We start from the raw sequence: 25,027 nt of genomic DNA, 5'->3' as shown, positions 1-25,027 counted from the left end.
CCGGAATCTAGCGGAAGATGTCCAGGTACGCCAGCGCGGAACCCACCCGGTACTCCGCGGCGGGGTTGTTGGCCACCAGGTAGCGGTCCCGGATGGCCAGTTCCACGTTGTCGGTGACGATGCCGTCCACGCCGATGCCCAGCAGCTCGCGGATGGTGGACTCGTCATTAACGGTCCAGGCATACACCTCCCGGTCCAGCGCGTGGGCCTGCTCCAGGAATTCGCGGGTGAAGGAGGCCTGCTCCAGGGTGTAGAAATCGGCGTTCGCCTTCGGCAGCCCGCCCACGCTCATGGCCACGGTCAGCCCGACCCGCAGCTCGGGGCGCTGCGCCTTGATTTCCTTGACTGCCCGGGGGCTGAGCGAATGGTAGATGTTCTGCGTGGTGGTCCCGGTCGCGTCCAGCTGCGCCAGGAAGCGCTCCAGGTAGCCCTTGGATTCGTGGCCGGTGACCTTCAGCTCCACGAGCACCGGGATGCCCAGCTCATCGGCGTGCTCCAGGTACTCCTGCATGGTGGGGATGCGGTCGGCGAAGCCGCCTTCGCGCACGGTGACCTTCCGGACTTCGGCCAGGGTCATCTCGTGGATGTTCCGGTTCACCCCGGCGACCACCAGCAGGTTGGTATCGTGGCTGGCTACGAAATGCCCGTCCGCGGTTTCCTGGAAATCGGCCTCGACGATGTCGGCCTGATGCGTTGCCGCGGCTTCCAGGGCTCCCAAGGTGTTTTCCACCCCGCCCGCCGAGTAGCCGCGGTGGGCCAGGATCTGCGCGTCCCCGGCTCCCGTTGCGGTCTGCCCCAAGGCAGGGGATGCGGCAAAGCTCGCTGAAAGCACCAAGGCCGCGGCCGCGGTCCCGGCGGTGGCCTTCAGTGCGCGCGACTGCGCGCTGCGATGCCGCTGCGAGCGCTCCTGCAGGGTGACGGGCAGTGCCAGGTGCTCGCGGCTCAGGGCCACCACAATCTGGATCGCCACCACGGTCGCGGCTCCGATCAGCAGGAAACCGAGCGTGTGTCCCACGCCGATGCACAGGGTCGCCACCAGCGCGGAGTTCTGCACGCCGAGCAGGCTGGCGGCCAGATCCGAGGTCCATACCAGCGCCTCGACCAGCAGCGAGGCGCACAGGGCGCAGACTCCCAGCGGGATCCCGATCAGCAGCAGGTAGCGCAGGCTGTTGCGGTGCGTGGCCTTCAGGCTGGTGCCCAAGGCAGCCAGCGGCCGCTTCGGCCCGACAGCCAGCAGCGGCAAGGTGAGCACCAGGCGGAGGTTGGCGTAGATGATCGCCCCGATCATCAGCAGGTAGATCCCCGTGCTCAGCGGCGCCTTGAGGTACTCGCGGGTCACGAAGGGCGGGATCCCCACACCCTGGATCAGCACCGAAGACAGGCCCAAGCCGCCCAGCGGCAGAGCGAGGAAAAAGTACACCATCATCAGCGGCGAGGGGTAGGACAGCATCCGGCCAAGGCAGGCGGCGGTCTCGCGGCACTCGGCCCGCAGGTTGGGAGGCTCCCCGGATTGCTGGCGGTTGACCATCACGATCAGTGCCACGAACTGCACGCTCACCGCGCCCAGTGCCAGCACCGCGATGGCCAGCAGGAGCAGCACCGAGACCGGGTGGGCCAGCAGCGCGGTGTAGGTCCGGTCGGTGACGTTGTTCAGCTTGCTGATTTCCAGCGCCAAGCCGAAGAGGTATTTGATCGCAGGGATGACCAGCAAGCCATTAGCTGCCTGCAGGGTGGTGATTACCGCCAGGTAGCGGAAAACGCGCACGTGCCCAAGCTTCAGCACGTGCAGCAGGAAACCGAGGATCTGCTTCAAGGCAGGCAGGCCGCGGCCCGAGGGCAGCGCAGCGACAGGATAGTTCTGCCTGTCCTTGCGCGATGAAATCCTTGAGGCCACTGCTTTGCTATGCCTTCCCGCCCGCCGGGTACACCTCGGCGGCTCCTTGCAATTCTATCGCCGCCACGTGCCGTTCGCTGAGCGCCTGCTGGATGGCACCTGCGGGTAGCTTGCTGGACAAGGGGCGAGTGTCGCCGCCAACGGGCAAGACCCAATACGAACTAGTCGAGAAGAACCCATGGATATTTTAAGTTGGATCGTTTTGGGACTGATCGCCGGTGCTATTGCCAAGGCCATCAAACCCGGAGAGCAGGGCGGCGGATGAGTCGCTACTTTGCTGCTGGGCGTCGTCGGCGCAATCGTAGGTGGCCGGATCGGCTCAGCAGTCTTCGGCGAAGGCGTGGACCAGTTCTGGTCCCTGTCCAGCTGGGTCCTGGCCATTGGCGGTTCGCTGATCGTACTAGTCATTAGGGGATTGCTCACGCGCAAGCGTGCCTAACTGCACCTGCAGAGCAACGGTCCACCACGGAATAGTGGTGGACCGTTGCCGTGTGATGAAGTGCCTCTCGCATGCCTGCGCCGGTTGCTCACTGGCGAGAATCGGATTCAAAGTCCCGATCCCGAGCCGAATCAACCTCGGGGCCAGTGTCCGCTTCTCTGGTGGAAGACTCAAACTGTTCCAGTTCATCAGTACTGTGCTCGTGAATTGTCTCGCGTAGACCCTCGACTTCCTGGGCCCGTCCTTCCCAGTAGGCCGGCTCTAAGCCGAAGCCATTAGTCGCTTCTTCGGCCATCTTCTTGAAACCATCTCGATGGTCCTCCAGAGCGTTATTCAGATCCTCGAACTCAGCATGACTGACACTTACATCAACGTGCTTTCGTGGCATTTGCATCATCCTAACTTGTTAGAAAGGCTAAATACTTTCTGGTTTCGTCTAACTTACGCGTCCAAGTTGCCTGCGACAGCTACCACAAGGTTTTCCTCAGAAACCTGTCTTCAGAAACACAGGAACTAGGCCCCTCGCGCGTCAGACGATCACTCAACTAGAGCACGTGGAGAATCAAAATCACTGAAGGAAACTAAACGGGCTACTATCCCTTGGTCGGTCTGCTAACTAAGGTATCGGTCAGATCTTCCAGCGTGGATAAAGCGGTGCTATGCGCTCTGCACCTACCGGGAAGACGCGGTGCTCTCCGCCATCTGAGATTTCCCCCTGGAAGGCTGGCTTGGCTCGTCCTCGATCTCGACGCTGCGGATCATGGCCTTCAGGAACTTGGCAACCGCAACCCTCTCGGCCTCGGAGAGCGTGCATACGGCATCCATCATCTGCTCATGCATCCGATGCAGCGTTCCTCGAACGTCCGTATCACTGTAGTCAGTGGGCACAATTCCCACAGACCGCCGATCTGCAGGATGCACAATACGCTCGGCATACCCATCGCGGCATAACCGGTCGATCAATACCGACACCGAGGCATTGGAGATCCCCAGTTCCTCAGCAAAATCCCGCTGGCGGGGAACCAACCCCTTACGGTGCGCAGCGAGCAGGAAGCGCAGCGCCGACATATCGGTCTCATTCATTCCCATCGAACCGCGGGTCGCAGCTCGCATCTTGCGCTCCGCCTCACGGTACTTGCGCATCAGATTCAACAAATCCACCGCCTCGGGCACCGAACGGCCCTCGCCGTACCAATACCCACTGGCTTGATACCTACTCATGAAAACTCCTTCCGCCGGATGCGAACGCCATGCCCGCAACCCCTGGGGTTCCAATACCCTTCTTCGCGAGGTCCAGCTTGCTCAACACAGAAAAAATCATGTAACCTATCTAATAGTTAGCTTGTCTAAAGATATTCTACTACGAAACAGCTATCAGTACCGGAGTGAAAGATGAAAGAATCCTTAGCAGTTCCCGTAGAAACAACGATGCATGACACCAATTCGTGGACCACGCGAATCCACAAGATCGCCGCCTTCGCCTCTGAAGAGTGTCGGAGCCGGGACGCGGTGCATTCAGCAATATGCACCATTACCGGGTCCCCGGAGCAGCTGGTCGTGAATTTGACCTGCACCGCGAAGAGTGAACGGGACGTATCCTCGCTGATGCAATATGTCAACGACACCCTCATGCCGCAGATGGAGACAGCGCTCGGTGTCCGATTCGAGGTGAAGAATCTGCAGTTCGCCGTCGCCGGCAAGGAGAGCCTGCTCACAGCACCAGAGCACGCGCCCGAAGCTGGACTCCCAGCACATTGGCTCGATCAGCCTTCCACCGCACCTTCGCTGGCCCCCACCACTGGTTTAGGGTTCGAACCTACCAGTTTGGGAAGTGAATCAGATGGATCCCATGCAGATTTGAGCATGGCCTAGGATCTGCAGCACCCGCCGCACGCCAAGAGCGGCACCACCAAAACGACGGGACCTTTCCGAAGCGCATCTCACTGCGGAGAATTACGTCCACATCGATATTTTTCATGAGCAGTGCACGAAAGGGAAGTATCTAAAATGCCAGGTCGAATCGCACGAACCCGAACCGCAGTCAGAGTCGCTGATTTTCTCGCCACCCGTGAAGGCAAGTCCCACCTGTCCGACTACGGCTGGGCGCAGGGAATGCCGATCGTCATGACGCAGCCTGCCGAATCGCTCAACGATGCCATGGGCATGGCATCAATCCATGGCCGTGCAGTGCTGGTGGCCATGCTCGATCCGCAAACCGAAGAACTGCACATGATGCATGTCACCGTCCCCCAAGCAGCACTGAAAGTCACCAGGGCCTGCGCTGATCGACTCACCATGGAAGAGTTCTTCGAACGCCTGGCGACCGAGCTCATTGCTGAGTTCCGTGTGAAATTCTGGAAGAACACTGCCGTCGCCCACAAGATCCCAGCCTGCCCCGCTATGCAGTCGCGAACCACCTCACCGGCTCGATATCCTCTCCCGGAACGCTGCCACGCAGAAGCGCCCGTCGCGGCGGGCGCCAGCCAGTAAGCCCTTCAGCCCAGCGGTCCTGGCTCATTCTCATGGCTGGTCAATACCCATGTTGGGTTGGACCGCTAATGGGCCAGAACCGGGCTTCTTCTGGGGGCTAGTTGTTGGCCTCGGTCCTCTATCCAGGGTTGCGGATACCAGGATCCAGAACAGCCACTAAGCCACAACAAAGTGCACAAAGCGTGATGGCATTACCCATGAAGCGATGATGCTCCCCTTTCGTAGCCTTCGAACCGGGATCTTCTGCCTGCCAGTTCCCTTTCAATGACGCCTTTTCGTGAAAATCATTAAGAAATGCTCACCATCAGCACGTAAAGTTACCTGGGACGCAGCGTCCACTTCAGTCGACTGCCTCCTTTCGTTGGAACTTCGGCAGTTAAACATTTAAGGACGGATTCCAGGAGCTCAGCGAAAAAGTTCATCCCCTACCGAGTTATGCTCGATATTGACCGCGAAGACGACAGCTACTGCCTCTTTAAAGCGCTCCAGCATTAAGGTCGATAGCTTAGCGACCACAGCCGGCTCATGGTCACCGAGCACGGCGTCTAGAGGGTCGACTCCTTGCCCGAAGCACTCCCTCTTCACCGGGCATGAAGACCTCGGTGCCAGCATATTCTCGGTTCTTCCCCTAGAGATCGGGCAATTTTATTCGCCTGGGTGTCGGCGTCTAATCCGAATTGGCCCTTTGACACCGTCAGCTTCCACGGGCTCGCCATTTTGAGTTGCAACGACTTCACCTTGCACGGCCAATGCCGCGGCAATCTGGCGCACTTGTCCCATGTACTTACGCCACCCTTCGTCCGGCCCGCCCACTATGCGTGCAACATCACTCGGGCAGATTGACGTGTTTGCCCTATGGCTCAGCAAGCTGCGAATGGTCGCGCGAATTCGCTCTCCCATTGAATCCGATTCCGGCTCCTCCCACCACGGCTGTCCACGTTCGCCCAGTGCGAGCTTGGCATTATTCACACGCTTGCTAGCGCCGATTTCGCCTTGCTTGACTGCCCGGCGGGCTGACATCAGCTCGTTGACCAGCTCTTGTCGTAATTTCGCAGGGATCGAGGGATCACTGGCTCTCCACCGCCGCCCCTTGATTATCAGGTAGCGCCCGTCGGTGGTGGTTTGTACTGGCTTCTCTGAAGGTGCCATCCTATACCCCATCTCCATTCAAAGTCCGACTCCCGAAGCGCACCGTCGCGCTGATCGCATCCTATGGCGAATGAGTCAACTACTAGAGAATTTGCTTTCTATAAATCGTCGAAAATTAACTTGATGAAGGGCAATTGCATTCGCGGACTGCCGCAGGGTTACAGCTGTTTGATAGCTGCAGGGCTTCGGCATTTTATCTTCGTGGCTAGTGCCAGATAGGCGCTGGCACTCCCCCGACCTCTGGGGATGCTCGCTTGGTTTCGGAGCACGCCAACTACTCATCAAATGCTTCCGATACCCGCTCCGATCATGGTTTGGCTGATGCCGGGTTCAATTTTTCCCCGAAGGCAGGGGTCGTTACGGCGCATTCCACGCGTTCGCCGGGCTTGCCGGTTTGCGCCGCGATCTCCTTTACCCCGTCGAGCAGGATCCGGCAGGTGGCGGTGCTGCCTGCGGCAGGCGTAGCCGCGATGGCTGCATCCTTTTCGGCCGTGATGACGCTCTGCGCAGTCCAGATTGATTCGCTGTTCTTGCCAGCACCGCTGGTCGTGGCCACCGCTTGCTCGGTCACTTCGGCCGAGTCTTCGCCGCGGCTGGGCGAGTCCAGGTAGGACACATCACTCAGCGCATCGGCGGCTTCCCCGCTCACGGTGATCTCGTAGGTCACCGCCCAGGCATCCGCAGTCGATTTGTCGAAGCTTTCAATGGCGCCGCATCCAGTCAGGCCCATGCCGAGGACAAGCGCTGCGGAACTGGCCGCCAGCCAGGTCGAAGTGCGGTTGGATGCTGAACGCGAAGTGCCGTGCATGGGATTCCTTTTCTCAGGTGGACGCAGCTGCTGCTTTCTCTACGTGTCAACACTAGTTCCGCGCGCCGGCGATGTCCTCCCGACTGGGAATGATATCCGTTGCCCCGCCTCCCCCCCCTCAGGGTGGAGGCAAGGATCGCCAGCGCTCCCCTGCTTGCCGCGTCTTGGATGCCCCGCTGCCCTGCGCAACGCGGTAAGCTCACTGACTGGACCCTCGCCGTTGAAAGGACATGATCATGCAGCTGCAGCTTGCCCCGGAGAATCGCAAAGCAGGCCTGCCTGCATGAGGCTTTCCATACTTGACCAGGTCCCGCTCACCGAGCATGCCCCCACCGCAGGCCAGGCCCTGTCCAGCGGCCTGCAATTGGCTCAGGATGCGGAAGCGCTGGGCTACCACCGCATCTGGTTTGCCGAGCACCACCACTCGAAATCCTTCGCCAGTGCCGCCCCGGAAATGATGACCGCGCTGGCTTTGGAACGCACGGAAACCATTCGGGTCGGCACCGGTGCCATCTTGCTGCCGTACTACCAGGCGCAGAAGGTCTCCGAAGCCATGGGCCTGCTGGCCGCCGTGTACCCGGACCGGGTGGACATCGGCGTGGGCCGCGCTGCACTCTCGGACCCGCATTACGCGCAGAAGATTGCCACCCTGGTGCATGATCTGGACGCCGTCCACGAGCCCTCGGATACCGAACCGGCAGGCCGCGTCTGGGTACTGGGCGCTGGCGGTTCCACCGCGCCCTTGCCTGGAATGCTCGGGGCGGGCTACGTCCATGGGCACTTCCTGCGCCCTGCTGGCGGCGAGCCTGCCACCCGGGCCTACCGCGAGGCCGCGGCCAACGCAGGGCACGCCGCCCACACCGTGCTGGCCGTTCGCTTTGCCACCGCCTCAACCGAAGAGAAGGCGCAGGCCCTGGCCAATGCGCTCTTGCTCTGGCGCGTGCGCAAGGACCTCGGCCACGATGGACCGATCCCCTCGACGGCAACGGCGGCGAGCCACCCGTGGAATACGCAGGAACTGGCCCGTGCCGAGGAGCGCAGCAAGGCGCTGATCGTAGGCACCCCGGACCAGGTCCACGACCGGTTACTGGCCTTGGCCGAGGAGCACGGTGCCGACGAGCTGATGCTCAATACCTTGGTCTGCGACCCGGCAGACCGGTTGGATGCCTATCGCCTGCTCGCCGAGAGTTTCAACGCCTGAGCTCGGCTTCTGCGTCATTGCCTCGCATCCCGGTCAGCTGCTCATGGCCCAGCACGCAGGGATGCACCCCGTATCCCGGGATCCCGCGTTCCTGCCAGGGTGCCGAGCCTCTGCCTGCTTCGCCTAGCGCCTTGAACAGAGGATTCTCCTAATTGGCCGGCTCGGCGACACGGACAGCTCCACCTTCAACTCGCTTGCCCGTTCCGCGGCGCCAAACGAAAACTGGCTGGGTGGCTATCGATTGAGCACGAAGGTGTTCAAATCATCCAGCGTTTGCTGCATGTGGTTGTCCATGGCTTGGCGGGCTTGGGAGCTGTCGTGCCGCTGAAGCGCAACCAGGATGTGCTCATGCTCGGCGATGGCGTGCTGCTGGATCTGCGCGAAGGCGCTGGTCTCACGCCGCCGTGAGGAGAGCACTCGGCCCAGCGGCTCGTAGAGCGCCGAAACGAAAACATTTCCCGAGGCCCGCAGGATCACGTCGTGGAATTCCAGGTCCGCTTCGACAAAGCCGTCCAGATCGGCGGCCGCGTGTGCTGCGCGCATGGCTTCGAGCAGTTCGCCCATTGCTGCCAGCTGCTCCTCGGTGATCCGCGAAGCGGCCAGCTCGCAGGCGCCGGTTTCCAGCATGCGGCGCAACTCGATCAGCTGCACGGCAGCCGCGGCCGCCCCCACGCCGGCGGTTGTGGCGCGTACTACCGCCTCCAGCGAATTCCACATGTTGACCGGATTCACATAGGTCCCGCGGCCCCGTTCGACGCGGATGATGTTCTGCGCCGCGAGTGTCTTGATCGCTTCGCGCACCGTCATCCGGCTGACTTCCAGGGTCTCGCAGAGTTCCAGCTCGCCAGGAATCAACTCGTCAACCGACAGTTCACCGCTGACTATGCGGTCCAAGACGCTGTCGGCGACCTCTACGACCAATGACTTCCGGGCCATGCTTCCTCCATCCCCGGGACAATTCATCCCGCCAAAGACCTGTCCAGTCTATGTCCCGCAGGCAGTTGCGGCTGACCGCGATCCATGTAACACTAATCGTCATGACAGATGTCTGACATCTTACCTATGATGCCGAGGCATTGCCCAATGACAAAGGAGTCCTTGACCATGCTTGAGTCCGAGTTGCTCGCCGGATACCTCCCGGAGCGCGAGATCGCGCCCGCGAAAATCGCCGAGGCCGCGCGCTCCACCGGCAGCGTGCTGGTGGTCCTGGATGACGACCCGACCGGAACCCAATCGGTCAGCAACCTTCCGGTGCTCACCAGCTGGGACGTCGAGGACTTCCGCTGGGCCTTCGCCCTGCAGGTGGATGGCGAACGCCCGCTGGCCGTCTACGTGCTCACCAACACCCGCTCCCTGGACGCCGACGACGCCGCACTGCGCAATGAGCAGGTAGCCCGGGCCGCCTTGCAGGCAGCGGCGGAAACCGGTCTGTCGGTGTCCTTTGTCAGCCGCAGCGACTCCACCCTGCGCGGGCATTTCCCGCTGGAAACCGACACCTTGGCCGCCACCGTGGCCGCCGTGGATCCGGATTCCTCGGTGGATGCCGTGCTGATGGTTCCTGCTTTCGGCGAAGCCGGGCGGATCACCGTGGCCGGCGAGCATTACATGCGCACCATCGATGGCCAGGTCGCCAAGGTCAGCGAGACTGAGTTCGCCAAAGACGCCACCTTCGGATTCAGCACCAGCTATCTGCCGGACTACGTCGCCGAGAAGACCGCCGGGCGCATCGCGGCCAAGGACGTGATGGTCCTGGACTTGGACACCATCCGTTCCGGCGCTTCCTCCATCGCCACCCGCCTGGCCGAAGCTTCCAACGCACAGGTCGCCACCGCGGATATCGTCACGGAAAACGACCTGCTGGCCTTGTCCGAGGGCCTGCAGCAGGCCGAAGCGGCCGGAACCCGCGTGCTGTGCCGCGTGGGCCCGCCCTTCGTGCGTGCCCGCATCGGCCAGCAGCAGCGCCAGCCATTGTCCGCCGAGGAGATCTACGCGGGCAACGGCGCCGAGCGGCGCACCGCCGGCGGGCTGATCGTGGTGGGCTCCCACGTGGGCGTGACCACCCGCCAGCTGGCCGACCTGACCGGCCGGCACTCGAATGCCACGGTGATCGAGCTGGACGTCCCGGAAATCCTCGCCGACGGCTCCGAGGCCTACCTGAAGGGCAAGGCCGCGCAGATCAGCGCCGCCCTGGCCACCCAGGATGTCATCGTGCACACCTCGCGCAAGCTGGTGAAAACCGATGACGCGGCGCAGTCGCTGGAGATCGCCCGCACCGTGAGCGCTGCGGTGGTTTCGGTCGTCAACCTGATCCTGCACGCTACTCCCCCGCGCTTCGTGATCGCCAAGGGCGGGATCACCTCCTCGGATGTCGCCGCCCATGGCCTGGAAATCCGCCATGCCATCGTGCGCGGGCCGATGCTCCCGGGCATTGTCTCGCTCTGGGAATCGGTGGACGGACCTGCCGCCGGCATCCCCTACATCGTCTTCGCCGGCAACGTGGGCGACGACAGCTCGCTGACCGCCGTCACCGCCAAGCTGAGCGCCACTTTCTAACCATCTTTACAATTTCCTGGAGATCCCAATGAGCACTACCAAAGTTGCAGTCCTCGGCCTGGGCGCCATGGGCCTGCCCATGGCAACCCGCCTGGCCACCAAGCTGGAAGTCAACGGATTCGACATCTCGGCCGAACGCATGGCCCTGGCCAGCCAGTCGGGCATCACTACCTACGCTTCCGCCCGCGAAGCGGTCACCGGCGCTGATGCACTGCTGCTGGCAGTACGCAACGGCGAGCAGCTGGATGCCGTGCTCTTCGGCGAGCAGGGCGTGGCTGGGCAGCTCAAAGCCGGCGCAGTGGTCATCCTGACCTCCACCGTTGGCCTGGAAGCAGTGCCCGCCACCGCCAAGCGCCTGGCCGAACTGGGCTTGGGCCTGGTGGACGCGCCGCTCTCCGGCGGCCCGGTGCGCGCAGGCGAAGGCGACCTGCTGATCGTGGTCGGAGCCGAGCCGGCTCAGCTGGAGAAGGTCCGCCCGGTGCTGGAGCTGCTGGCCTCCACCCTGAGCATCGTGGGCGACAAGCCCGGCGATGGCCAGGCCCTGAAGACGGTGAACCAGCTGCTGTGCGGCGTGCACATCGCCGCGGCCGCGGAGGCCCTGGCCCTGGCGGACAAGCTCGGCCTGGACCAGGCCACCACCCTGGAAGCGCTGCAGGCCGGCGCCGCGAACTCCTTCATGCTCGGCAACCGCGGCCCTCGCATGCTCGAGGCCTACTCCGAGGATGGTGCCGAAGTGCTCTCGCGCCTGGACATCTTCGTCAAGGACATGGGCATCGTGACCTCCGCGGCCCGCTCCCTGCACCTGTCCACCCCGGTGGCCTCGGCGGCCGAACAGCTCTACCTGCTGGGCGAAGCCCACGAGCTGGCCGCGGCCGACGATTCCGCTGTCATCAAGGTCGTAGCCCCGAAGGCTGCCCAGTAAAGTCATCAGCGCGCGAGTTCGACACCCGCGCACCGCGTCAAAGGAGACGACACAACCCATGAGCCCGCTAATGCTGCTACTGATCGCAGTGGCCGGAGTGGCCCTGCTGCTGCTCGGCGTCATCAAGTTCAAGATGCCCGCCTTCATTGTCCTGCTGCTGGTCAGCATGCTCGTGGCCCTGGCCGCGGGCATCCCCATCCAGGAGGTGGCCGGCCTGGTCACCGAGGGCATGGGCGGCACGCTGGGCAGCGTCGCCGTGCTGGTGGGCCTGGGCGCGATGCTCGGCAAGGTCATCGAGATTTCCGGCGGAGCCCAAGTGCTTTCCACCCGCTTCACCGCGCTCTTCGGCCCGCGCCGGGTGATCGCCGCGCTGACCACCGCGGCCTTCCTACTGGCCATTCCGGTGTTCTTCGACGTGGGCTTCATCGTCCTGGTGCCGATCATCTACGGCTTCGCCAAGGCCCTGGGGGTCCCGCCGGTGAAGATCGGCCTGCCGGTGGGCGCAATCATGCTGGCCATCCACGTTGTGGTTCCGCCGCATCCGGGTGTGGTCGGCGGCGCAGAGATCCTCGGCGCCGACATCGGCTGGGCCACCATCCTGGGACTGGCGTTCTGCGCCCCGCTGGGCGTCTTGAGCTACTTCGTGGCCAAGCGCATCAACCGCCGTGAGATCCCGATGCTTCCCGAAACCGCCGAGCAGTTCGAATCCTTCGGCGCTTCCGGAACCGGCACCACCCTGGCCAAGACCAAGGCCCCGACCTCGTCCATGGTCATTTCCATGATCCTGCTGCCGATCGTGATGATCATGCTCGGCACCGTGGGCGGCTCCCTGGTCGCCGCGGAATCCGCTGCGGCGAACATCCTGGGCTTCATCGGCTCGCCGTCCGTCGCGCTGCTGGTAACCGTATTGGTTTCCTACTACCTGCTGGGCGTGCGCAGCGGCTGGAGCAGCGAGCAGACCGGCAAGGTCATGGACTCGGCCCTGGCCCCGGCGGCCATCGTGATCCTGGTGACCGGCGCCGGCGGCGTGTTCGGCAAGGTGCTCACCGAATCGGGCATCGGCACCGTGCTGGCGCAGTCGCTGTCCTCGGCAGGACTGCCGATCATCGTGATGGCCTTCATCCTGGCCGCCATCCTGCGCGCCTCGCAGGGTTCTGCAACGGTCGCGATCATCACCACCACCGGCCTGCTGGCCGCAGCCGTGGAAGCCGGCGGTTATTCCACCGTGCAGACGGTGCTGATCCTGGTCGCTGTGGGCTTCGGCGCCTTCGGCCTGAGCCACGTGAACGACTCGGGCTTCTGGATTGTCACCCGCTTCCTGGGCCTGTCCGTGGCCGAGGGCCTGCGCACCTGGACCGTGCTGACCACGGTGCTGGGCGTGGCCGGGTTCGCGCTCACCGCCATTACCTACGCCATCATCACCGCTGCAGGAGTGTAATAATCCCGATGCTCACCCCCATGAACCAGATGGCCGCCCAGGCCATTGCCGCAGGGCACGCCGTCCCCGCCTTCACCTGCTACGACTTCACCACCGCGCTGGCCGTGGTCGCCGAGGCCGAAGCCCAGGACCGCGCGGTCATCCTGAATGTCGCGCCGAAAGCCGCCGGGTCCACTGCGGGCCTGCGGCTGATCACGGCCCTGCGCACCCTGGGCGAGCAGGCCGCCGTGCCGGTGGCGATCCAGCTGGACCATGCCAGCGACGCGCAGCTGATCGCCCGCGCCGTGCAGGCCGGCGCCACCGCGGTGCTGGCCGACGGCTCGGCCGGGACGCTGGAGGAGAATACCGCGTTCGTCCAGCAGGTGCGTTCGCTGATCGGCCCGGAGGTGGTGCTGGAAGCCGAACTCGGAGCCCTGCCCGGCAACGAGGACAAGGCCTTCGAGCAGAGCGCCTCCCAGCTGACCGATCCGGCGCAGGTGGCCCGATTCGTCCAGGACAGCGGCGCGCAGCTGCTGGCCGTGGCCATCGGCAATGTCCACGGCCGCTACAAGGGCGAACCGAAGATCCATTGGGATGTGCTGGAAGCCATCAATGCCGAATCACCGGTGCCGCTGGTGCTGCACGGGGCTTCGGGCATCGCGCCTGCGGACCTCTCGCGTTCCATTTCCTTCGGGGTGGGCAAGGTCAATTTGAACACCGAGCTGCGCACCGGGACCCTGTCCGCGCTGGCCGGGCAGCTGGACGCCCGTCGCGCCGATGGGCAGAACATCCTGGGCCTGCTCGGTGACTGGGAGCGCGCGGTCACCGAGGTCGCTTCGGCGACGTTCGCCGCGCTGCGCGCCAAATAGCTTGCTGCCTTCGAAGGCCGCGGTACAGGGACTTTCCAGTTCCGGCACCGCGGCCTTCGGTCTATCCGGTGGCGGCGGTGCCGGCACGGTCCAGCGATTGCTGGTGGGTGCGCAGCTGGAGCAGCGCGGCATCCAGCAGCGGGGCGGCCACACCCAGCTGCTGTGCCCGGGCGGCCAGATCCCCGATGATGTGCTCGGCCTCGGCAGGGATGCCGTGGCCCAGGTCGCGGTAGAGCGAGGAGGTGAATGAGCTGCCCGGCTCGGTCAGCAGCCCGATGGACTGCTTATGCCCGGCTTTGCTGACCGGATAGCCGGCCGCGGACGCGATCCGTTCGCATTCGCCGATGGCTTCGCGGATCTTGGGTTCTCCCCCGGCGGCGAGGATATCGCCGATATTCCCGCGGAACAGGCAGGTGATCACCCCGGCCGCGGCGATGAAAGCCCACTTCTCCCAGAGCCGGGCGAGAACATCGTCGAGCACTCCAAGCTCGATGCCACCCACATCAAGAGCCTCGATGATCGGCTCGGGGATCTCCTGTCCGTGCAGACCGCCGAGACCCAGCTGGCACAGGCCGGTCAGCTGCTGGACGACTGCCTGCTCATCCAGCGTGGCAACGATCTTCACAATGCCGCCGAGCACCCGCCCGCCGAAGGCCTGCTCCAGGGCGTCGATATGGGCCATGCCGTTGAGCAGCGGCAGGATCCATGTGCTTTTGCCCAGCGCACCGGCCAGTTCCGGGATCAGCGAGGCCAGCGCCGGGGCTTTGACCGCGACGATCACCAGGTCGAAGGGTTCTTCATCCGCAAGAGCGGTGACTGCCCGAACCGGCCAGGTGCCTTGGGAATCCGGGGCGCTGAAGCGCAGCCCATGATCGGCAAGCTGGGCCTGTCGGCGTTCGCGCACCAGAAAAGTCACGTCCCTTCCGGCCGCCAGCAGGCGTGCTCCCAGCGCGCCGCCGGTCGCACCGGCACCGGCAATCAGAATGCGGGTCATTTTCTCTTCCTTTCCAACAGGCAGCCGATGAGCGCCCTATCGATTTCGTGGTTTACCGGTGCCATCCGGCAATCGGATCAGCCAGCCCCAGCACCGCGGCAGCTAGCAGTCCGAGGGCAATTGCCACCAAGGATACCCCGCCGGCCAAGGTCACGATGCGGCCGGCGGATGGCGATCGATGCACTCCGGAGAACCGGATGACCGTGATGGCCCCGGCCCACCACAGACCGGCCCCGAGGACCACCGTCGCGCAAAGCAACGCGGTCCGGACTGAGGCGCCTTCGGCTTGCCCGATGAACTGCGGCAGGATGGCAGCGAAGAACAGCAGTGCCTTGGGGTTGGTTGCATTGGTGAGCAGCCCGCGGGCGTAGCCGCTCCGGGCCTGTGGGGTCTGGGCCGGCACGGTGCTGTCCGCCCGAGGCAATCCGGCGCGCAGCATGCTGGCCCCCATCCACAGCAGCACCACGGCACCCAGAATCTGGGCGGCGGCCATGGCCCCTGGCGCCGAAATCAGCAGCGCGGTCAACCCGGCCACCGCCAGCAGCGCATGCAACATCAGCCCGGTGACTACTCCTGCAGCCGTGGACACGCCTTGCTGGACCGAGCGCGTGGCCGCCTGCACCACCAGGGCTAGGTCGGGGCCGGGCACTGCCAACGCCACCAATAGCGCCAGGGCAAATGCCACCCATGATTCGATCCCCATGCCATCCCTCCAGCCTCAACTGCTATTCCAGATTTAGACTAGGGGTCAAATTCGCTAGAATCAGTCCATGGGTGACTCAGAAATGAAATCAATCAAATCTCCCGAATTGGATTCGGTAGATTGGGCAATACTGGAATTGCTGCAGGTTGATGCCACGATGCCGAACAAGGAGATCGCGGCCGAGGTGGGGGTCGCGCCCAGCACCTGCCTGGAGCGGATCCGGCGCATGCGCCGCAATGGCACCATCGTGGCTACCCGCGCCCATGTACTGCCTAGCCTGCTGGGCAAGGGCGAGCAGGCGTTTTTGGGAATCCAGATCCGTCCGCACGCCCGCGACACTGCCAACGACTTCGTGCAGAAGGCCCTAGCTTTGCCCGAAACCCTGGCGCTGTACAACGTCAGCGGCAGCGAGGACTATCTGGTCCATGTCGCGGTGGCCAACAGCACTGAGCTCCAGACACTGATCATCGACAAGTTGCTGGCACTGCCCCAGGTGGCGCACTGCCGCACCCAGCTGATCTTCGGCGAGCCGTGGGTGGCTTCGCTGCGCCACCGCTAGCGGTAGCACGTCCCGTCAGTACGGTTTTTCGACCGAGAGCACTTTCAACCCTTCGGCCACCACCCGCCCGTCGTGGATGACGGTGCGGTCGGTGCCCCGGTCCATCACGGTGGAGGCAATGCTCTCGCCATCCACCAGCACCAGGTCGGCCCGGTCCCCCACGGCCACCCCTGGGCGGTCGGCCACCGAAGCCAGGCGCGGCACCGAGCGGTCCATGATCGAGGCACCGCCCATGGTGGCCACGGCCAGCGCATGCCCGATCAGTTCGTCCTGGCGGAACCCGTTGACGAAAGCCAGCTGCCAGGTCCGGTCCAGCAGATCGCAGTTCCCGTAGGGGCTCCAGTAGTCGCGCTGCCCGTCCTCGCCCAGGCCGAAGCGCACCCCGGCTCCAACCAGGTCCACCAGCGGCAGATGATTGGAGGTGCTGGGCGCAACGGAAGTCAGCGAGATGTCCAGCTCGGCGAAGGTGTCGATCAGCCGGCGGCTGGCAGCCTCGCTGACGCTGCCCAGCTCGTAGGCATGGGACAGGTTGACCCGGCCCTGCATGCCCAGCGCCCGGGTGCGTTCGGCAATCAGCTCTGCCGAGAAGACGGCGAGCGCACCGGGCTCGTGCAGGTGCACGTCGATGTCCACCTGGTATTTATCGGCCAGCCCGAACACCACGTCGAGGTGGCGGACCGGGTCGCGGTCCAGTGCGCAGGGGTCGATGCCGCCCATGGCATCGGCGCCGGCTTCCAGCGCATCCTCGAGGTGCTTGACGGTACCCGGCTCGCGCAGGATCCCTGCCTGCGGGAAGACCATGATCTGCACCTCGGCCTCGTTGGCGAACTTCTTTTTCGCGGCCACCACGGCCTCGTATTTCTCCAGCTTGGAATCCACATCCACCTGGGCGAAGGAACGCACCCGCGTGGTGCCGCGGGCGATCATCCGTTCCAGGGTTCCGGCCACGCGCTCGGGCAGCGGGATCTCCGCATCCCGTCAGTTTTCGCGGTCGTTGCTCATCATGCCCCACACTCCCGGGCGTCCAGTGTGCTCGCGGAAGGGCAGGCCGATGCGCGTGGAATCCAGGTGCACATGCACGTCGGAGAAGGAGGGGATCAGGATGCGCCCCCGGCCATCGACATCTGCCAGGTTGCGCACCTGCTGCGGGTCGTGGGCGGTGATCGACGCGATTTTGCCGCCCTCGATCAGGATGTCGCTGGGCGGACCGCCCCAGGGGCGGGCATTGCGGATGAGCATGGTTCAGCTTCCTTGCCGGTATGGACAGTGCTAGTAGAAACGTACCGCATGCGCCCCTAGGGCCAGCAGCGCTTCGGGCCGAGCGCGGTTCTCCTGCTCCAGGCAGGACAATGGCGGGCCCTTGCGGGCCCGCCATCAACTGGATCGGCTATTCGTCAGCCTCTTCTCCGGGCAACGTCGACTGCTCCGGCAGGCTGTCCCAGAACGAGGTGTCCATGGTTTCCACGGAGCCATCGGCTACCGCCTTGATGGTGCTCTCCAGGGTCAGGATGGTCTGCTGGCGCAAGTAGCCATTGGATTTCTGTCCCAGGACATAATCCGGGTTGCTGTGATCGCTCATGCCGCGCATTTCGAAGAGCAAGGTGGAAATGCCGTATTCGGCCGCGATGCCATTGCGCGCAATGGTGTTAGCGGTCCCGCCCACGTACTTGCCCAAGTGGCCCCAGCCGGTCCGGTCGACATTCTGGTAGACCACTGCGCCCAGGCGCTTGGAACCCTCGCGGACTTCCTCAGGCACGTCCGGGGTCGTCGGGTAGAGGATCGAGCCGGACACCAGCTTGCCGTCCACCGCCGAGCGGGTGCCCTGATGGTGCAGGTCGATCATGTAGTCGATGCCGTAGGCGGAGAGCACATTGTTGTGCAGCGCCTGGATTTCCGGTTGCGTCTTGGCCACGTGGTCCCGGTTGATGTCCACGTTGTTGGCGTTGTAGCGGGTCAGGTGCCGGTCCCCCGAGGCGATGTAGTCATCGAGCGGGAAGTCCACATCGCCCATGGCGCCATCCGGGTTCAGCATCGGCACCACCAGGATGTTGACGTCCTTGAGCACCTCCTTCATCCGCCCCGAGCCCAGGTGCTTGATCACTTCCAGGGTCCCCTCGGTGGTCAGCTGCTCGTTGCCGTGCTGCTGGGTGAGGAACATGATCGTGGGATTTTCCGGGTTAGAAAGGTACTTGGCCAGGAACAGATCGCGTCCCTTGGCGGATTGGCCGATGACTTCCAGTTCCATCGCCGATTGCTTGGCATCCTGCTTGCGCAGTTCGGCGGCCATCGACTCGTGCGTATGCAGGATCGAGGTGTTGATGGTTTCATTTCCGGTGTAGTCCGGCCCGTTGCCTACGGCATTGGCCGGGACAAGCCCCAAGCCGAGGAACAGTGCCGAGCCGGCAACGATGCAGGAGCCCCTCTTCAGCAACTGAGCGGGGAACTGCTTTGGCATATTCTTCATTGAATCTCCGATGTCTTCCTGTGATGGGATGGATCTTGGTCATTGCGCCGTCCTCCGGCGTTTCCAGTCTCAGCTGCCGATGATGAAGTAGCCGCCGTTCAGTCCGTCCACCATGACGCGGTAGGACTTTTTCTCCAGGCTCGCTTCGATCATCCAGTTGGGTTTCCAGACCTTTGCGACACTGCTCTTTTCCCGGACCCCGCCGCGCCAGGCCAGCCGGGCCCGGCGCAGTGCCGCGGTGGATAGCAGGGCCTTGGCCCGCCGGCGTGCAGTGTCGAAATCGATGGTGTTCCACTGCGGATCAGCCACCCGGTCCAGCACTTGGCCGGTTTCCGCATCTTCGGCTTGCCACGGATCGCAGACGAAGGCCTTGCCCGAGTAGTAGTCCACCAAGGCGTGCGCCTGCCCTGACCGCCCGGCCAGCTGCGGCACCTCGAAGATGAACCCCGCAAAGGGATGATGGCGCAGCTTGGCCGACTCGACTCTCAGCCCTGGCGCCTTGGCGGCAAGGATGCGTTGCGCGTCCTGTTCATCGACCAAGGTTTTCAGCACCAGTTCATTCACCGCGGGCCGCCATTTCCGCCTGGCTGGCCAGCAGTGCATCCTGGCCCATGAGCATCTTCTTCGGGATCGGGCCGATCTTCGCGGTCTCATCCAGGGCCCGGCCAATATGCTCCGGCACGGGATGCGACTTCTGGCTGGCCAGGCTGCCGATGACCATGGCCGCGGTGGAGGCCAGGATGCCGGTGACCATCGGATCAATGCCGGTGGCATCCGGCGCGCCGGACACCTGCCAGAGCACCGAGACCAGTGTGCCGGCGGCCATCGAGGAGATCGCGCCAACGGTATTGGCCTTCTTCCACCACACCGCGCAGATATAGGAAGGGACAAAGGCGCTGCCCAGCACGGTCGTTGAGAAGATCACCACGGCGGCCACCGCGGGAGGATCAAAAGCGGCAATGCCATAGCCGATGATGGCCAGGGCCAGCACGGTGATCCGCGAGACCCAGACCATCTGCGCATCGCTCATCTTCTTGTTGATGAACCGGGCGTAGATGTCCTGGCTGGCGATGGTGCCGGCCTGCAGCAGCAGGGCATCGGCGGTGGACATGATGGCTGCCATGATCGCTGCCATGACGATGCCCACGGCGAAGGTCGGCAGCACCGCGTCGGCGACCTCGAAGATCGCGGTTTCCGGGTTGGCCAGGTTGGGCAGCAGGATCAGCGCGAACAGGCCCACCAGGTAGGGGCCGGGGATGAACAGCAGGTTGAATACCAATGAGTAGACCCCTGCGGTGCGTGCCACCGATGGCTTCTTCATGGCCATGTGGCTGACCACCACGTGCGGCCAGCCCATGTAGCCGATGGAGAAGACCAGCAGCGCACCGAGAATGACTCCCCACTGTCCCTGGTAGCCCAGGTCCGCTCCCCACATGGTCAGCAGGTTGGGGTTGATCCCGCCCACGGCTTCATTTCCCTTGGTGAAACCGCCCACGGCCATCAGCGTGGCAACCAGGATCCAGACCATGCCGACCACCATGATGATGGCCTGCACGAAGTCGGTGTAGGCCACAGCCAGGTAGCCGCCCAGGAAGGTATAGAGGACAATCACGCCGATGGCGATCGCCAAGGCCACCGGGAAGGACACCCCGGAGACCATTTCCAATCCGCGGCCGCCGGCGATGAACTGGGCCAGCACGTAGAAGAACATGCAGAACAGCGCCACGGGAGCGGCGATAAGCCGGATCCACTTCGAGGGATAGCGGTGCTCCAGGTACTCGATGGAGGTGATGGACCCCAGGATCTGGGATAGCTTGCGCATGCGCCGGCCCAGGACCGAGAGGTTCAGGATGCCGCCGCCCAGGTCGCCCAGCGCGTACCACATGCTGAAATAGCCTTGGGTGTAGCCCATCGATCCGGCACCCATGAACATGTAGCCGGACATGGAAGAACTCTGCAGCCGCAGCGCGGTGACACCGGGGCCGAGGCTGCGTCCGCCGAGCAGGAACCCTTCGGCATCTTGCTTGCCTCGCTTCATCGCCCAGAAGCCGATGGCGGCCATGGCGATGAAATAGATGACCAGGAACAGGATTTCGATGCTCACTGCTACTCCTTCGCATCCTCGCGCTTCCAGCCGCGGCTGAGCCACAGGAAGACAGCTATGTAGATCACCCAGAGGGCCGGAACCCCGATGATGACCATGGTCGTGAACGCCGGTAGTCCAAACATCGACACATTCCTTCTGGGAGCCGCTGGTTCTTATTTCATGAGCTGGGTCACAAGCACCCGCTTGATCCATAGCCTTGCATAGCCCCAGTGGCCAAGACAAGGATAATTCCTAGGTTAACTTGGGAAAACTTCCGTGTCCCTGCATTCGACCGCACTGTCTTCCCGGCCTTTGCGCCTCCGGTCGAGCGCCTCCGGGCCCAAACGGCGGGCAACAACAAAGGCCCCGGCCGGGTTCGGCGGGCATCGTCATATGATGTCCGTCGAATCCCCGCCGGGGCCTTTGGCCCGGAGGGTGCTAGCGCAGCACCACAGTGCGCGAGCCGCTGAGGAAGACCCGGTCTTCGCAGTGCCAGCGCACCGCATCGGACAGGGCCTTGCACTCGGTATCGCGTCCGGCGGCCACCAGGTGCTCGGGCGCGTAGCTGTGGTCCACTTCCTGGACGCGCTGGGTGATGATCGGCCCCTCGTCCAGCTCCGAATTCACGTAGTGCGCCGTGGCGCCCACGGTCTTCACCCCGCGCTCAAAGGCCTGGTGGTAGGGTTTGGCCCCCTTGAAAGAGGGCAGGAACGAATGGTGGATGTTGATGGCCCGGCCGGTGAGCTTGCGGGTGAGATCATCGGAGAGCACCTGCATGTAGCGGGCCAGCACCACCAGATCCACCTCGAAGCGCTCCACCAGGTCCATCAGCTTGGACTCGGCCTCGGGCTTGGTCTCAGGGGTGACAGGAATATGGAAGAACGGAATCCCGTTCCACTCGACCTGCTGCCGGTGGTCTGGGTGGTTGGAGACTACTGCCGCGATCTCCACCGGCAGCTCCCCCATCCGGGCGCGGAACAGCAGGTCATGCAGGCAATGGCCGAACTTGGAGACCATCACCACCACGCGCTTCTTGTTGCCGGCCGGGCGCAAACCCCAGGTCGCCTGGTGCTCATCGGCAAGCTGGCCGAGGCCCGACTCGAGTTCGGCGATCTCGGCAGGGATATCCTCCGCCGCGGCGACCTCGAATTCGATGCGCATGAAGAGCGTCCCGGAAAGCTGGTCGTCATGCTGCTTGAGCTCCCGGATGTCGCCATGGTGCTTGAGCAGCAACCCGGTGACCGCATGCACGATGCCCGGGCGCTCGGCGCAGGTGAGGGTCAGGACATACTTGTTGTTCGGTTCGGTCATCGTGCCGCTCCTTGGTTTCGCCGAGATGGCATTAGCTTCGCCATGGCTCGTAGTGGTTTTTCGGGGGATTTTCATGCGGTTGCAACTGGCTTCCGCGCAGTGCTCTGCGCCGCGGATTCAAAGCCGTCCGGTCTGAGTTTTCCCAGCGGAACTGCGCGCCGCCCCTGCCTTCGGAAGCAGCTGCGGGCAGACTCGCCAACCTCTGGCCGGATACTGATATATCAATTGATGATCACAATACTATGTGTGCTTCAGCACAGCGTCAACAACTTTTCCGGCGGTTCTTCCTGGCGCCTTTCCCAGCGCCCCCAGTACGGTTTTCCGCTCTGCCGCTGGCCGGCAAGCCAAGGGCTGTTGAGCGCATCGGCACAGGAAAAGCGCCCAAATCGAAGCCGGGGCGATACTCTTTGTGTGTCGGCAATTGATTTTTGAACAGTGATAGAGAGCGATATGCCAAGGCCCACCGAACTGACCAGCGCCGCCACCGAGCAAGGCTCGATGGCTGATCGAGCCTACAACGCATTGCGCGACCGGCTGGTGCTGCTCGAAATCGCTCCGACGCACCCGATCCACGAGCCGCAGCTGGCCGAAGAACTGGGCATTGGGCGCACCCCGATGCGCGAGGCTCTCAAGCGGCTGGAAACCGACCATCTGGTGGTGTCCTATCCGCGCCGCGGCACCTTCGCCACGGCCGTGGATTTCCATGAGCTGAACTACATCTCCGAAATGCGCCAGGTGCTCGAGCCGCTGGCCGCGCGCAACGCAGCCGCGAACAAGGACCCGCAGATCCGCGAGCAGCTGGCCAGTTACCTGCAGCAGATCGATGCCCTGGATCCCGCCCTGGACCAGCGTTCGCTGCTGCTGCTGGATGTGCGCATCCACCGGCTCATCTACAAAGCGGCGGCCAACAAGTACCTGGAGGAAACCCTGGTGCGCCTGGATAATCTGGTGACCCGGATCTGGTGCCTGGTCATCGACCAGATGCCTCCGATCGCAGAGCACATTTCCGAGCATTCGGCCCTGCTGCGCGCCATCCTCGACGGCGACGCGCAGCTGGCAGCGCGGCTGGTCTCCGAGCATGTGGCCCACTTCGAGCAGGCCCTGCGCCGCGCCCCCTAGCTGGATGCCGGGGACGCGAACCGGCCGCTAGCGGCCGGCGCCCTCGGGTTCCAGATCAGTTTCGGGCCGCGGCTGCGGTTCGCGCACCGGGGCTTCCAGCTCCTGGGCCACCGGCTCCGGCCGGTCTCCAGCCGGCAGGCCCGACGCGGCCACAATGGAGTTCTCCCTGGTCATCAGGCTGAACTGCTCGCCTTCGTGGCGGTCGATTCCGTCATCCACCGCCTGCTCCAGCACCTCCATCGCCACCTTGCCGCGCAGCACCAGCGGATCACGGCACAGGTCCTTCCACAGCGCCACGCACAGCAGCAGCATCACCAGCACGAAGGGCAGCGCCGAGACGATGGTGATGTTCTTCAGCCCGTTCAGGGCCGCCGCCGGATGGTCCCCGCCGGCCAGCAGCATGACCGCGGCCACCGCTCCCACCGAGACGCCCCAGAAGACCACCGACTTCTTCGAGGGCTCCTGCGCGCCGCGTTCGCTCAGCGCGCCCATCACGATCGAGGCGGAGTCCGCCCCGGTGACGAAGAAGATGGCAATCAGGACCACGGCCAGAGCCATCAGCGCAATCGAGAACCATTCGGGGAATGGCAGTGCGCCCAGCAGCTCGAAGAGCACCGAGTTGAAGTCGATGTCCGGGGCCCCGTCCACCATCTGGGCCAGCGCCTGGCCCATGTCCCCGTTGCGCTCGGCCCGTTCCTGCAGGCCGATGGCGCCGCCGCCGAAGATGGCGAACCAGAACAGCGTGACGGTGGAAGGTACCAGCAGCACCCCGGTGACGAACTGGCGGATGCTGCGCCCGCGCGAGATCCGCGCGATGAACAGGCCAACGAACGGGGTCCAGGAAACCCACCAGGCCCAGTAGAAGATGGTCCAGGAGGAAAGCCACGCGGCCATGTCGCCGTCCCCGGAAGCCGCGGTCCGCGAGGCCATTTCCGGCAAGTCAGCGATGAAGGAGCCCACCGCATTGGGAATCACGTTCAGGATGAACAGCGTGGGCCCGCCGATGAACACGATCAGCGCCAGGATCACCGCCAGCACCATGTTGATATTGGACAGCCACTGGATGCCGCGCTCGATTCCGGAGACGGCCGAGGCCACGAACAAGGCGGTGAGCACCGCAATGATCAGTACCAGGACCCCCGAACCCACCGAGGACAGCAGCCCGGCGGACTGGATGCCGCCGCCGATCTGCAGCGCGCCGAGCCCCAGCGAGCAGGCCGAGCCGAAAAGCGTGGCCAGGATAGCCAGGATGTTGATCGTCTTCCCGCCCCAGCCGTGGACGACCCTTTCGCCGAAGATCGAGGTGAACATCGAGGAGAACAGCTGCGGGCGGCCCAGCCGGAAGCTGCCGTAGGCCATGCCCAGCCCGACAATCGCGTACATGGCCCAGGGGAACAGCGTCCAGTGGAACATGGTGGTGCCCATGGCCGTGCCCACCGCGGCCGAGGTCTGCCCGCCCACGGTTTCCGGCGGCGGAGACATGTAGAAGTACAGCGGTTCGCCCACCCCGTAGAAGACCAGCCCGATGCCCATGCCGGTGGCGAACATCATCGAGATCCAGGAAACCGTGCTGAACTGCGGCTTCTCCCCGTCCTTGCCCAGCGGGATGCGCCCGAAGCTCTTGGCCGCGACCACCAGCACGAACAGGGTGAAAACGGTCGCGGCGATCACGAAGACCCAGCCGGTGTTCGTAATCACCCAGTCGAGGGCCTTCCCGGCCGCGGAGCCCAGCCCTTCGGGCGAAGCGAAGCCCCAGGCGATGAACGCCAGGGCGAGGAGTCCGGCAATGCCGAAGACCCAGTAGTCGGTGCCGGAGGACAGGTATCTTCTGGGCCGGCGCCGGCGAGCCGAGTGCAGCTCGCTGACCAGGTCGTTCACGGGTTGCTCAGTGCGTTTCATTTCGGTTTCCTTCAATAAAGGCAATAGGTGGCGGGCCGGCAGGGGAATGCGGGCGCGCCGAATCAGCCGGGGTCCCGGGGTTGCTCGTGAGTGGTGGCCGGGGCCGGCAATTCGGCCGGGCTCAAGAGCCGGCCGGAAGTGCGCCGTGCA

General features: G+C 64.0%; 23 protein-coding genes and 2 pseudogenes. 10 read left to right on the top strand and 15 right to left on the bottom strand.

Annotation, left to right across the window (positions count from 1 at the left end; genetic code table 11):
• Positions 1-7 precede the first annotated feature (7 nt).
• Entirely contained in the window at positions 8-1,894 is a 1,887-nt protein-coding gene (locus tag EDF61_RS09860) for a glycerophosphodiester phosphodiesterase (protein ID WP_133833960.1), read from the bottom strand.
• A 178-nt stretch (positions 1,895-2,072) separates the two neighbouring features.
• Here EDF61_RS09860 and EDF61_RS09855 point away from each other — a divergent pair.
• Positions 2,073-2,333: pseudogene (locus EDF61_RS09855) on the top strand (GlsB/YeaQ/YmgE family stress response membrane protein).
• An 88-nt stretch (positions 2,334-2,421) separates the two neighbouring features.
• Here the strand turns inward: EDF61_RS09855 and EDF61_RS09850 are convergent.
• Together EDF61_RS09850 and EDF61_RS09845 are read right to left on the bottom strand one after the other, a co-directional pair.
• Complete coding sequence (locus tag EDF61_RS09850) at positions 2,422-2,721, bottom strand: hypothetical protein (protein ID WP_133833959.1); 300 nt, start codon at positions 2,719-2,721, stop codon at positions 2,422-2,424.
• A 284-nt stretch (positions 2,722-3,005) separates the two neighbouring features.
• Complete coding sequence (locus EDF61_RS09845; protein ID WP_133833958.1) at positions 3,006-3,554, bottom strand: MarR family winged helix-turn-helix transcriptional regulator; 549 nt, start codon at positions 3,552-3,554, stop codon at positions 3,006-3,008.
• 207 nt (positions 3,555-3,761) lie between these two features.
• Between EDF61_RS09845 and EDF61_RS09840 the strand changes: the two genes are divergently transcribed.
• Together EDF61_RS09840 and EDF61_RS09835 are read left to right on the top strand one after the other, a co-directional pair.
• Positions 3,762-4,205, top strand: coding sequence for a hypothetical protein (locus EDF61_RS09840; protein WP_133833957.1), 444 nt, complete (start codon positions 3,762-3,764; stop codon positions 4,203-4,205).
• A gap of 135 nt (positions 4,206-4,340) precedes the next feature.
• Positions 4,341-4,823 (top strand): hypothetical protein, encoded by a 483-nt coding sequence (locus EDF61_RS09835; RefSeq protein ID WP_105658938.1) that lies wholly within the window; start codon positions 4,341-4,343, stop codon positions 4,821-4,823.
• Between the two features lie 645 nt (positions 4,824-5,468).
• Here EDF61_RS09835 and EDF61_RS09830 read toward each other — a convergent pair.
• Together EDF61_RS09830 and EDF61_RS09825 are read right to left on the bottom strand one after the other, a co-directional pair.
• Entirely contained in the window at positions 5,469-5,972 is a 504-nt protein-coding gene (locus tag EDF61_RS09830; protein WP_105658963.1) for a DUF3253 domain-containing protein, read from the bottom strand.
• A 307-nt stretch (positions 5,973-6,279) separates the two neighbouring features.
• Complete coding sequence (locus tag EDF61_RS09825) at positions 6,280-6,780, bottom strand: hypothetical protein (RefSeq protein ID WP_105658936.1); 501 nt, start codon at positions 6,778-6,780, stop codon at positions 6,280-6,282.
• Positions 6,781-7,063: 283 nt separating this feature from the next.
• On the opposite strand from EDF61_RS09825, the gene EDF61_RS09820 reads away from it, so the two are divergent.
• Positions 7,064-7,981, top strand: coding sequence for an MsnO8 family LLM class oxidoreductase (locus EDF61_RS09820; protein WP_133833956.1), 918 nt, complete (start codon positions 7,064-7,066; stop codon positions 7,979-7,981).
• A 234-nt stretch (positions 7,982-8,215) separates the two neighbouring features.
• On the opposite strand, the gene EDF61_RS09815 is transcribed toward EDF61_RS09820, so the two are convergent.
• Positions 8,216-8,917 carry a FadR/GntR family transcriptional regulator gene (locus EDF61_RS09815; protein WP_105658934.1) on the bottom strand — a complete coding sequence of 234 codons (702 nt, stop codon included), beginning with the start codon at positions 8,915-8,917 and terminating at the stop codon, positions 8,216-8,218.
• 147 nt (positions 8,918-9,064) lie between these two features.
• Between EDF61_RS09815 and EDF61_RS09810 the strand changes: the two genes are divergently transcribed.
• Genes EDF61_RS09810 through EDF61_RS09795 form a run of 4 tightly spaced genes read left to right on the top strand, consistent with a single transcriptional unit; the run spans position 9,065 to position 13,742 of the window.
• On the top strand, positions 9,065-10,534 hold the full coding sequence (locus EDF61_RS09810) for a four-carbon acid sugar kinase family protein (protein WP_286172186.1): 1,470 nt from the start codon (positions 9,065-9,067) through the stop codon (positions 10,532-10,534).
• A 28-nt stretch (positions 10,535-10,562) separates the two neighbouring features.
• A complete protein-coding gene (locus tag EDF61_RS09805; RefSeq protein WP_105662339.1) occupies positions 10,563-11,456 on the top strand; it encodes an NAD(P)-dependent oxidoreductase in 894 nt (297 codons plus the stop codon).
• A gap of 58 nt (positions 11,457-11,514) precedes the next feature.
• Complete coding sequence (locus tag EDF61_RS09800; RefSeq protein ID WP_133833955.1) at positions 11,515-12,894, top strand: GntP family transporter; 1,380 nt, start codon at positions 11,515-11,517, stop codon at positions 12,892-12,894.
• 20 nt (positions 12,895-12,914) lie between these two features.
• The gene (locus tag EDF61_RS09795; RefSeq protein ID WP_286172185.1) at positions 12,915-13,742 is read left to right on the top strand and encodes a class II fructose-bisphosphate aldolase; all 828 of its coding nucleotides are present in this window, start codon (positions 12,915-12,917) and stop codon (positions 13,740-13,742) included.
• 61 nt (positions 13,743-13,803) lie between these two features.
• Here EDF61_RS09795 and EDF61_RS09790 read toward each other — a convergent pair whose 3' ends face one another.
• Positions 13,804-14,736 carry a ketopantoate reductase family protein gene (locus EDF61_RS09790; RefSeq protein WP_133833953.1) on the bottom strand — a complete coding sequence of 311 codons (933 nt, stop codon included), beginning with the start codon at positions 14,734-14,736 and terminating at the stop codon, positions 13,804-13,806.
• A 52-nt stretch (positions 14,737-14,788) separates the two neighbouring features.
• Complete coding sequence (locus EDF61_RS09785; RefSeq protein ID WP_105658928.1) at positions 14,789-15,439, bottom strand: LysE family translocator; 651 nt, start codon at positions 15,437-15,439, stop codon at positions 14,789-14,791.
• A 67-nt stretch (positions 15,440-15,506) separates the two neighbouring features.
• On the opposite strand from EDF61_RS09785, the gene EDF61_RS09780 reads away from it, so the two are divergent.
• A complete protein-coding gene (locus tag EDF61_RS09780) occupies positions 15,507-15,998 on the top strand; it encodes an Lrp/AsnC family transcriptional regulator (protein WP_133833952.1) in 492 nt (163 codons plus the stop codon).
• A 15-nt stretch (positions 15,999-16,013) separates the two neighbouring features.
• Here the strand turns inward: EDF61_RS09780 and EDF61_RS09775 are convergent.
• The 6 genes and pseudogenes from EDF61_RS09775 to purU form a co-directional block, all read right to left on the bottom strand.
• Positions 16,014-17,237 (bottom strand): annotated as a pseudogene (locus EDF61_RS09775) (amidohydrolase family protein).
• A 148-nt stretch (positions 17,238-17,385) separates the two neighbouring features.
• Positions 17,386-18,453: a M14 family zinc carboxypeptidase gene (locus EDF61_RS09770; RefSeq protein WP_133833983.1), complete on the bottom strand. Its 1,068-nt coding sequence runs from the start codon at positions 18,451-18,453 to the stop codon at positions 17,386-17,388.
• 78 nt (positions 18,454-18,531) lie between these two features.
• On the bottom strand, positions 18,532-19,026 hold the full coding sequence (locus EDF61_RS09765) for a hypothetical protein (RefSeq protein WP_133833951.1): 495 nt from the start codon (positions 19,024-19,026) through the stop codon (positions 18,532-18,534).
• On the bottom strand, positions 19,019-20,566 hold the full coding sequence (locus EDF61_RS09760) for a sodium/proline symporter (RefSeq protein WP_133833950.1): 1,548 nt from the start codon (positions 20,564-20,566) through the stop codon (positions 19,019-19,021). The genes EDF61_RS09765 and EDF61_RS09760 overlap by 8 nt, the downstream gene beginning before the upstream one ends.
• A 2-nt stretch (positions 20,567-20,568) precedes the next feature.
• Positions 20,569-20,691, bottom strand: a complete 123-nt coding sequence (locus EDF61_RS19090) for a hypothetical protein (RefSeq protein WP_286172184.1) — start codon at positions 20,689-20,691, stop codon at positions 20,569-20,571.
• A 295-nt stretch (positions 20,692-20,986) separates the two neighbouring features.
• Positions 20,987-21,859 (bottom strand): formyltetrahydrofolate deformylase, encoded by an 873-nt coding sequence (purU, locus tag EDF61_RS09755; RefSeq protein WP_105658923.1) that lies wholly within the window; start codon positions 21,857-21,859, stop codon positions 20,987-20,989.
• Between the two features lie 450 nt (positions 21,860-22,309).
• On the opposite strand from purU, the gene EDF61_RS09750 reads away from it, so the two are divergent.
• On the top strand, positions 22,310-22,978 hold the full coding sequence (locus EDF61_RS09750; protein ID WP_105658922.1) for a GntR family transcriptional regulator: 669 nt from the start codon (positions 22,310-22,312) through the stop codon (positions 22,976-22,978).
• 27 nt (positions 22,979-23,005) lie between these two features.
• On the opposite strand, the gene EDF61_RS09745 is transcribed toward EDF61_RS09750, so the two are convergent.
• Positions 23,006-24,877: a BCCT family transporter gene (locus EDF61_RS09745; RefSeq protein WP_105662331.1), complete on the bottom strand. Its 1,872-nt coding sequence runs from the start codon at positions 24,875-24,877 to the stop codon at positions 23,006-23,008.
• Positions 24,878-25,027 lie beyond the last annotated feature (150 nt).

The sequence above is a fragment of the Arthrobacter sp. JUb115 genome, assembly GCF_004365035.1.
GTDB lineage: Bacteria > Actinomycetota > Actinomycetes > Actinomycetales > Micrococcaceae > Glutamicibacter.
Note: the sequence above shows the minus strand (reverse complement) of the source record. Positions and strands in the feature narration are given on the sequence as shown.

Bases quoted from the DNA above. Each gene is read 5' to 3' on its own strand.
- EDF61_RS09830 (WP_105658963.1), bottom strand. From the start codon at position 5,972: ATGGCACCTTCAGAGAAGCCAGTACAAACCACCACCGACGGGCGCTAC.
- EDF61_RS09795 (WP_286172185.1), top strand. From the start codon at position 12,915: ATGAACCAGATGGCCGCCCAGGCCATTGCCGCAGGGCACGCCGTCCCC.
- EDF61_RS19090 (WP_286172184.1), bottom strand. From the start codon at position 20,691: ATGTTTGGACTACCGGCGTTCACGACCATGGTCATCATCGGGGTTCCG.
- EDF61_RS09805 (WP_105662339.1), top strand. From the start codon at position 10,563: ATGAGCACTACCAAAGTTGCAGTCCTCGGCCTGGGCGCCATGGGCCTG.
- EDF61_RS09800 (WP_133833955.1), top strand. From the start codon at position 11,515: ATGAGCCCGCTAATGCTGCTACTGATCGCAGTGGCCGGAGTGGCCCTG.
- EDF61_RS09850 (WP_133833959.1), bottom strand. From the start codon at position 2,721: ATGCCACGAAAGCACGTTGATGTAAGTGTCAGTCATGCTGAGTTCGAG.
- EDF61_RS09790 (WP_133833953.1), bottom strand. From the start codon at position 14,736: ATGACCCGCATTCTGATTGCCGGTGCCGGTGCGACCGGCGGCGCGCTG.
- EDF61_RS09780 (WP_133833952.1), top strand. From the start codon at position 15,507: ATGGGTGACTCAGAAATGAAATCAATCAAATCTCCCGAATTGGATTCG.
- EDF61_RS09815 (WP_105658934.1), bottom strand. From the start codon at position 8,917: ATGGCCCGGAAGTCATTGGTCGTAGAGGTCGCCGACAGCGTCTTGGAC.
- EDF61_RS09750 (WP_105658922.1), top strand. From the start codon at position 22,310: ATGCCAAGGCCCACCGAACTGACCAGCGCCGCCACCGAGCAAGGCTCG.
- EDF61_RS09745 (WP_105662331.1), bottom strand. From the start codon at position 24,877: ATGAAACGCACTGAGCAACCCGTGAACGACCTGGTCAGCGAGCTGCAC.
- EDF61_RS09770 (WP_133833983.1), bottom strand. From the start codon at position 18,453: ATGCCAAAGCAGTTCCCCGCTCAGTTGCTGAAGAGGGGCTCCTGCATC.
- EDF61_RS09820 (WP_133833956.1), top strand. From the start codon at position 7,064: ATGAGGCTTTCCATACTTGACCAGGTCCCGCTCACCGAGCATGCCCCC.
- EDF61_RS09785 (WP_105658928.1), bottom strand. From the start codon at position 15,439: ATGGGGATCGAATCATGGGTGGCATTTGCCCTGGCGCTATTGGTGGCG.
- EDF61_RS09835 (WP_105658938.1), top strand. From the start codon at position 4,341: ATGCCAGGTCGAATCGCACGAACCCGAACCGCAGTCAGAGTCGCTGAT.
- EDF61_RS09825 (WP_105658936.1), bottom strand. From the start codon at position 6,780: ATGCACGGCACTTCGCGTTCAGCATCCAACCGCACTTCGACCTGGCTG.
- EDF61_RS09840 (WP_133833957.1), top strand. From the start codon at position 3,762: ATGCATGACACCAATTCGTGGACCACGCGAATCCACAAGATCGCCGCC.
- EDF61_RS09845 (WP_133833958.1), bottom strand. From the start codon at position 3,554: ATGAGTAGGTATCAAGCCAGTGGGTATTGGTACGGCGAGGGCCGTTCG.
- EDF61_RS09810 (WP_286172186.1), top strand. From the start codon at position 9,065: ATGACAAAGGAGTCCTTGACCATGCTTGAGTCCGAGTTGCTCGCCGGA.
- purU (WP_105658923.1), bottom strand. From the start codon at position 21,859: ATGACCGAACCGAACAACAAGTATGTCCTGACCCTCACCTGCGCCGAG.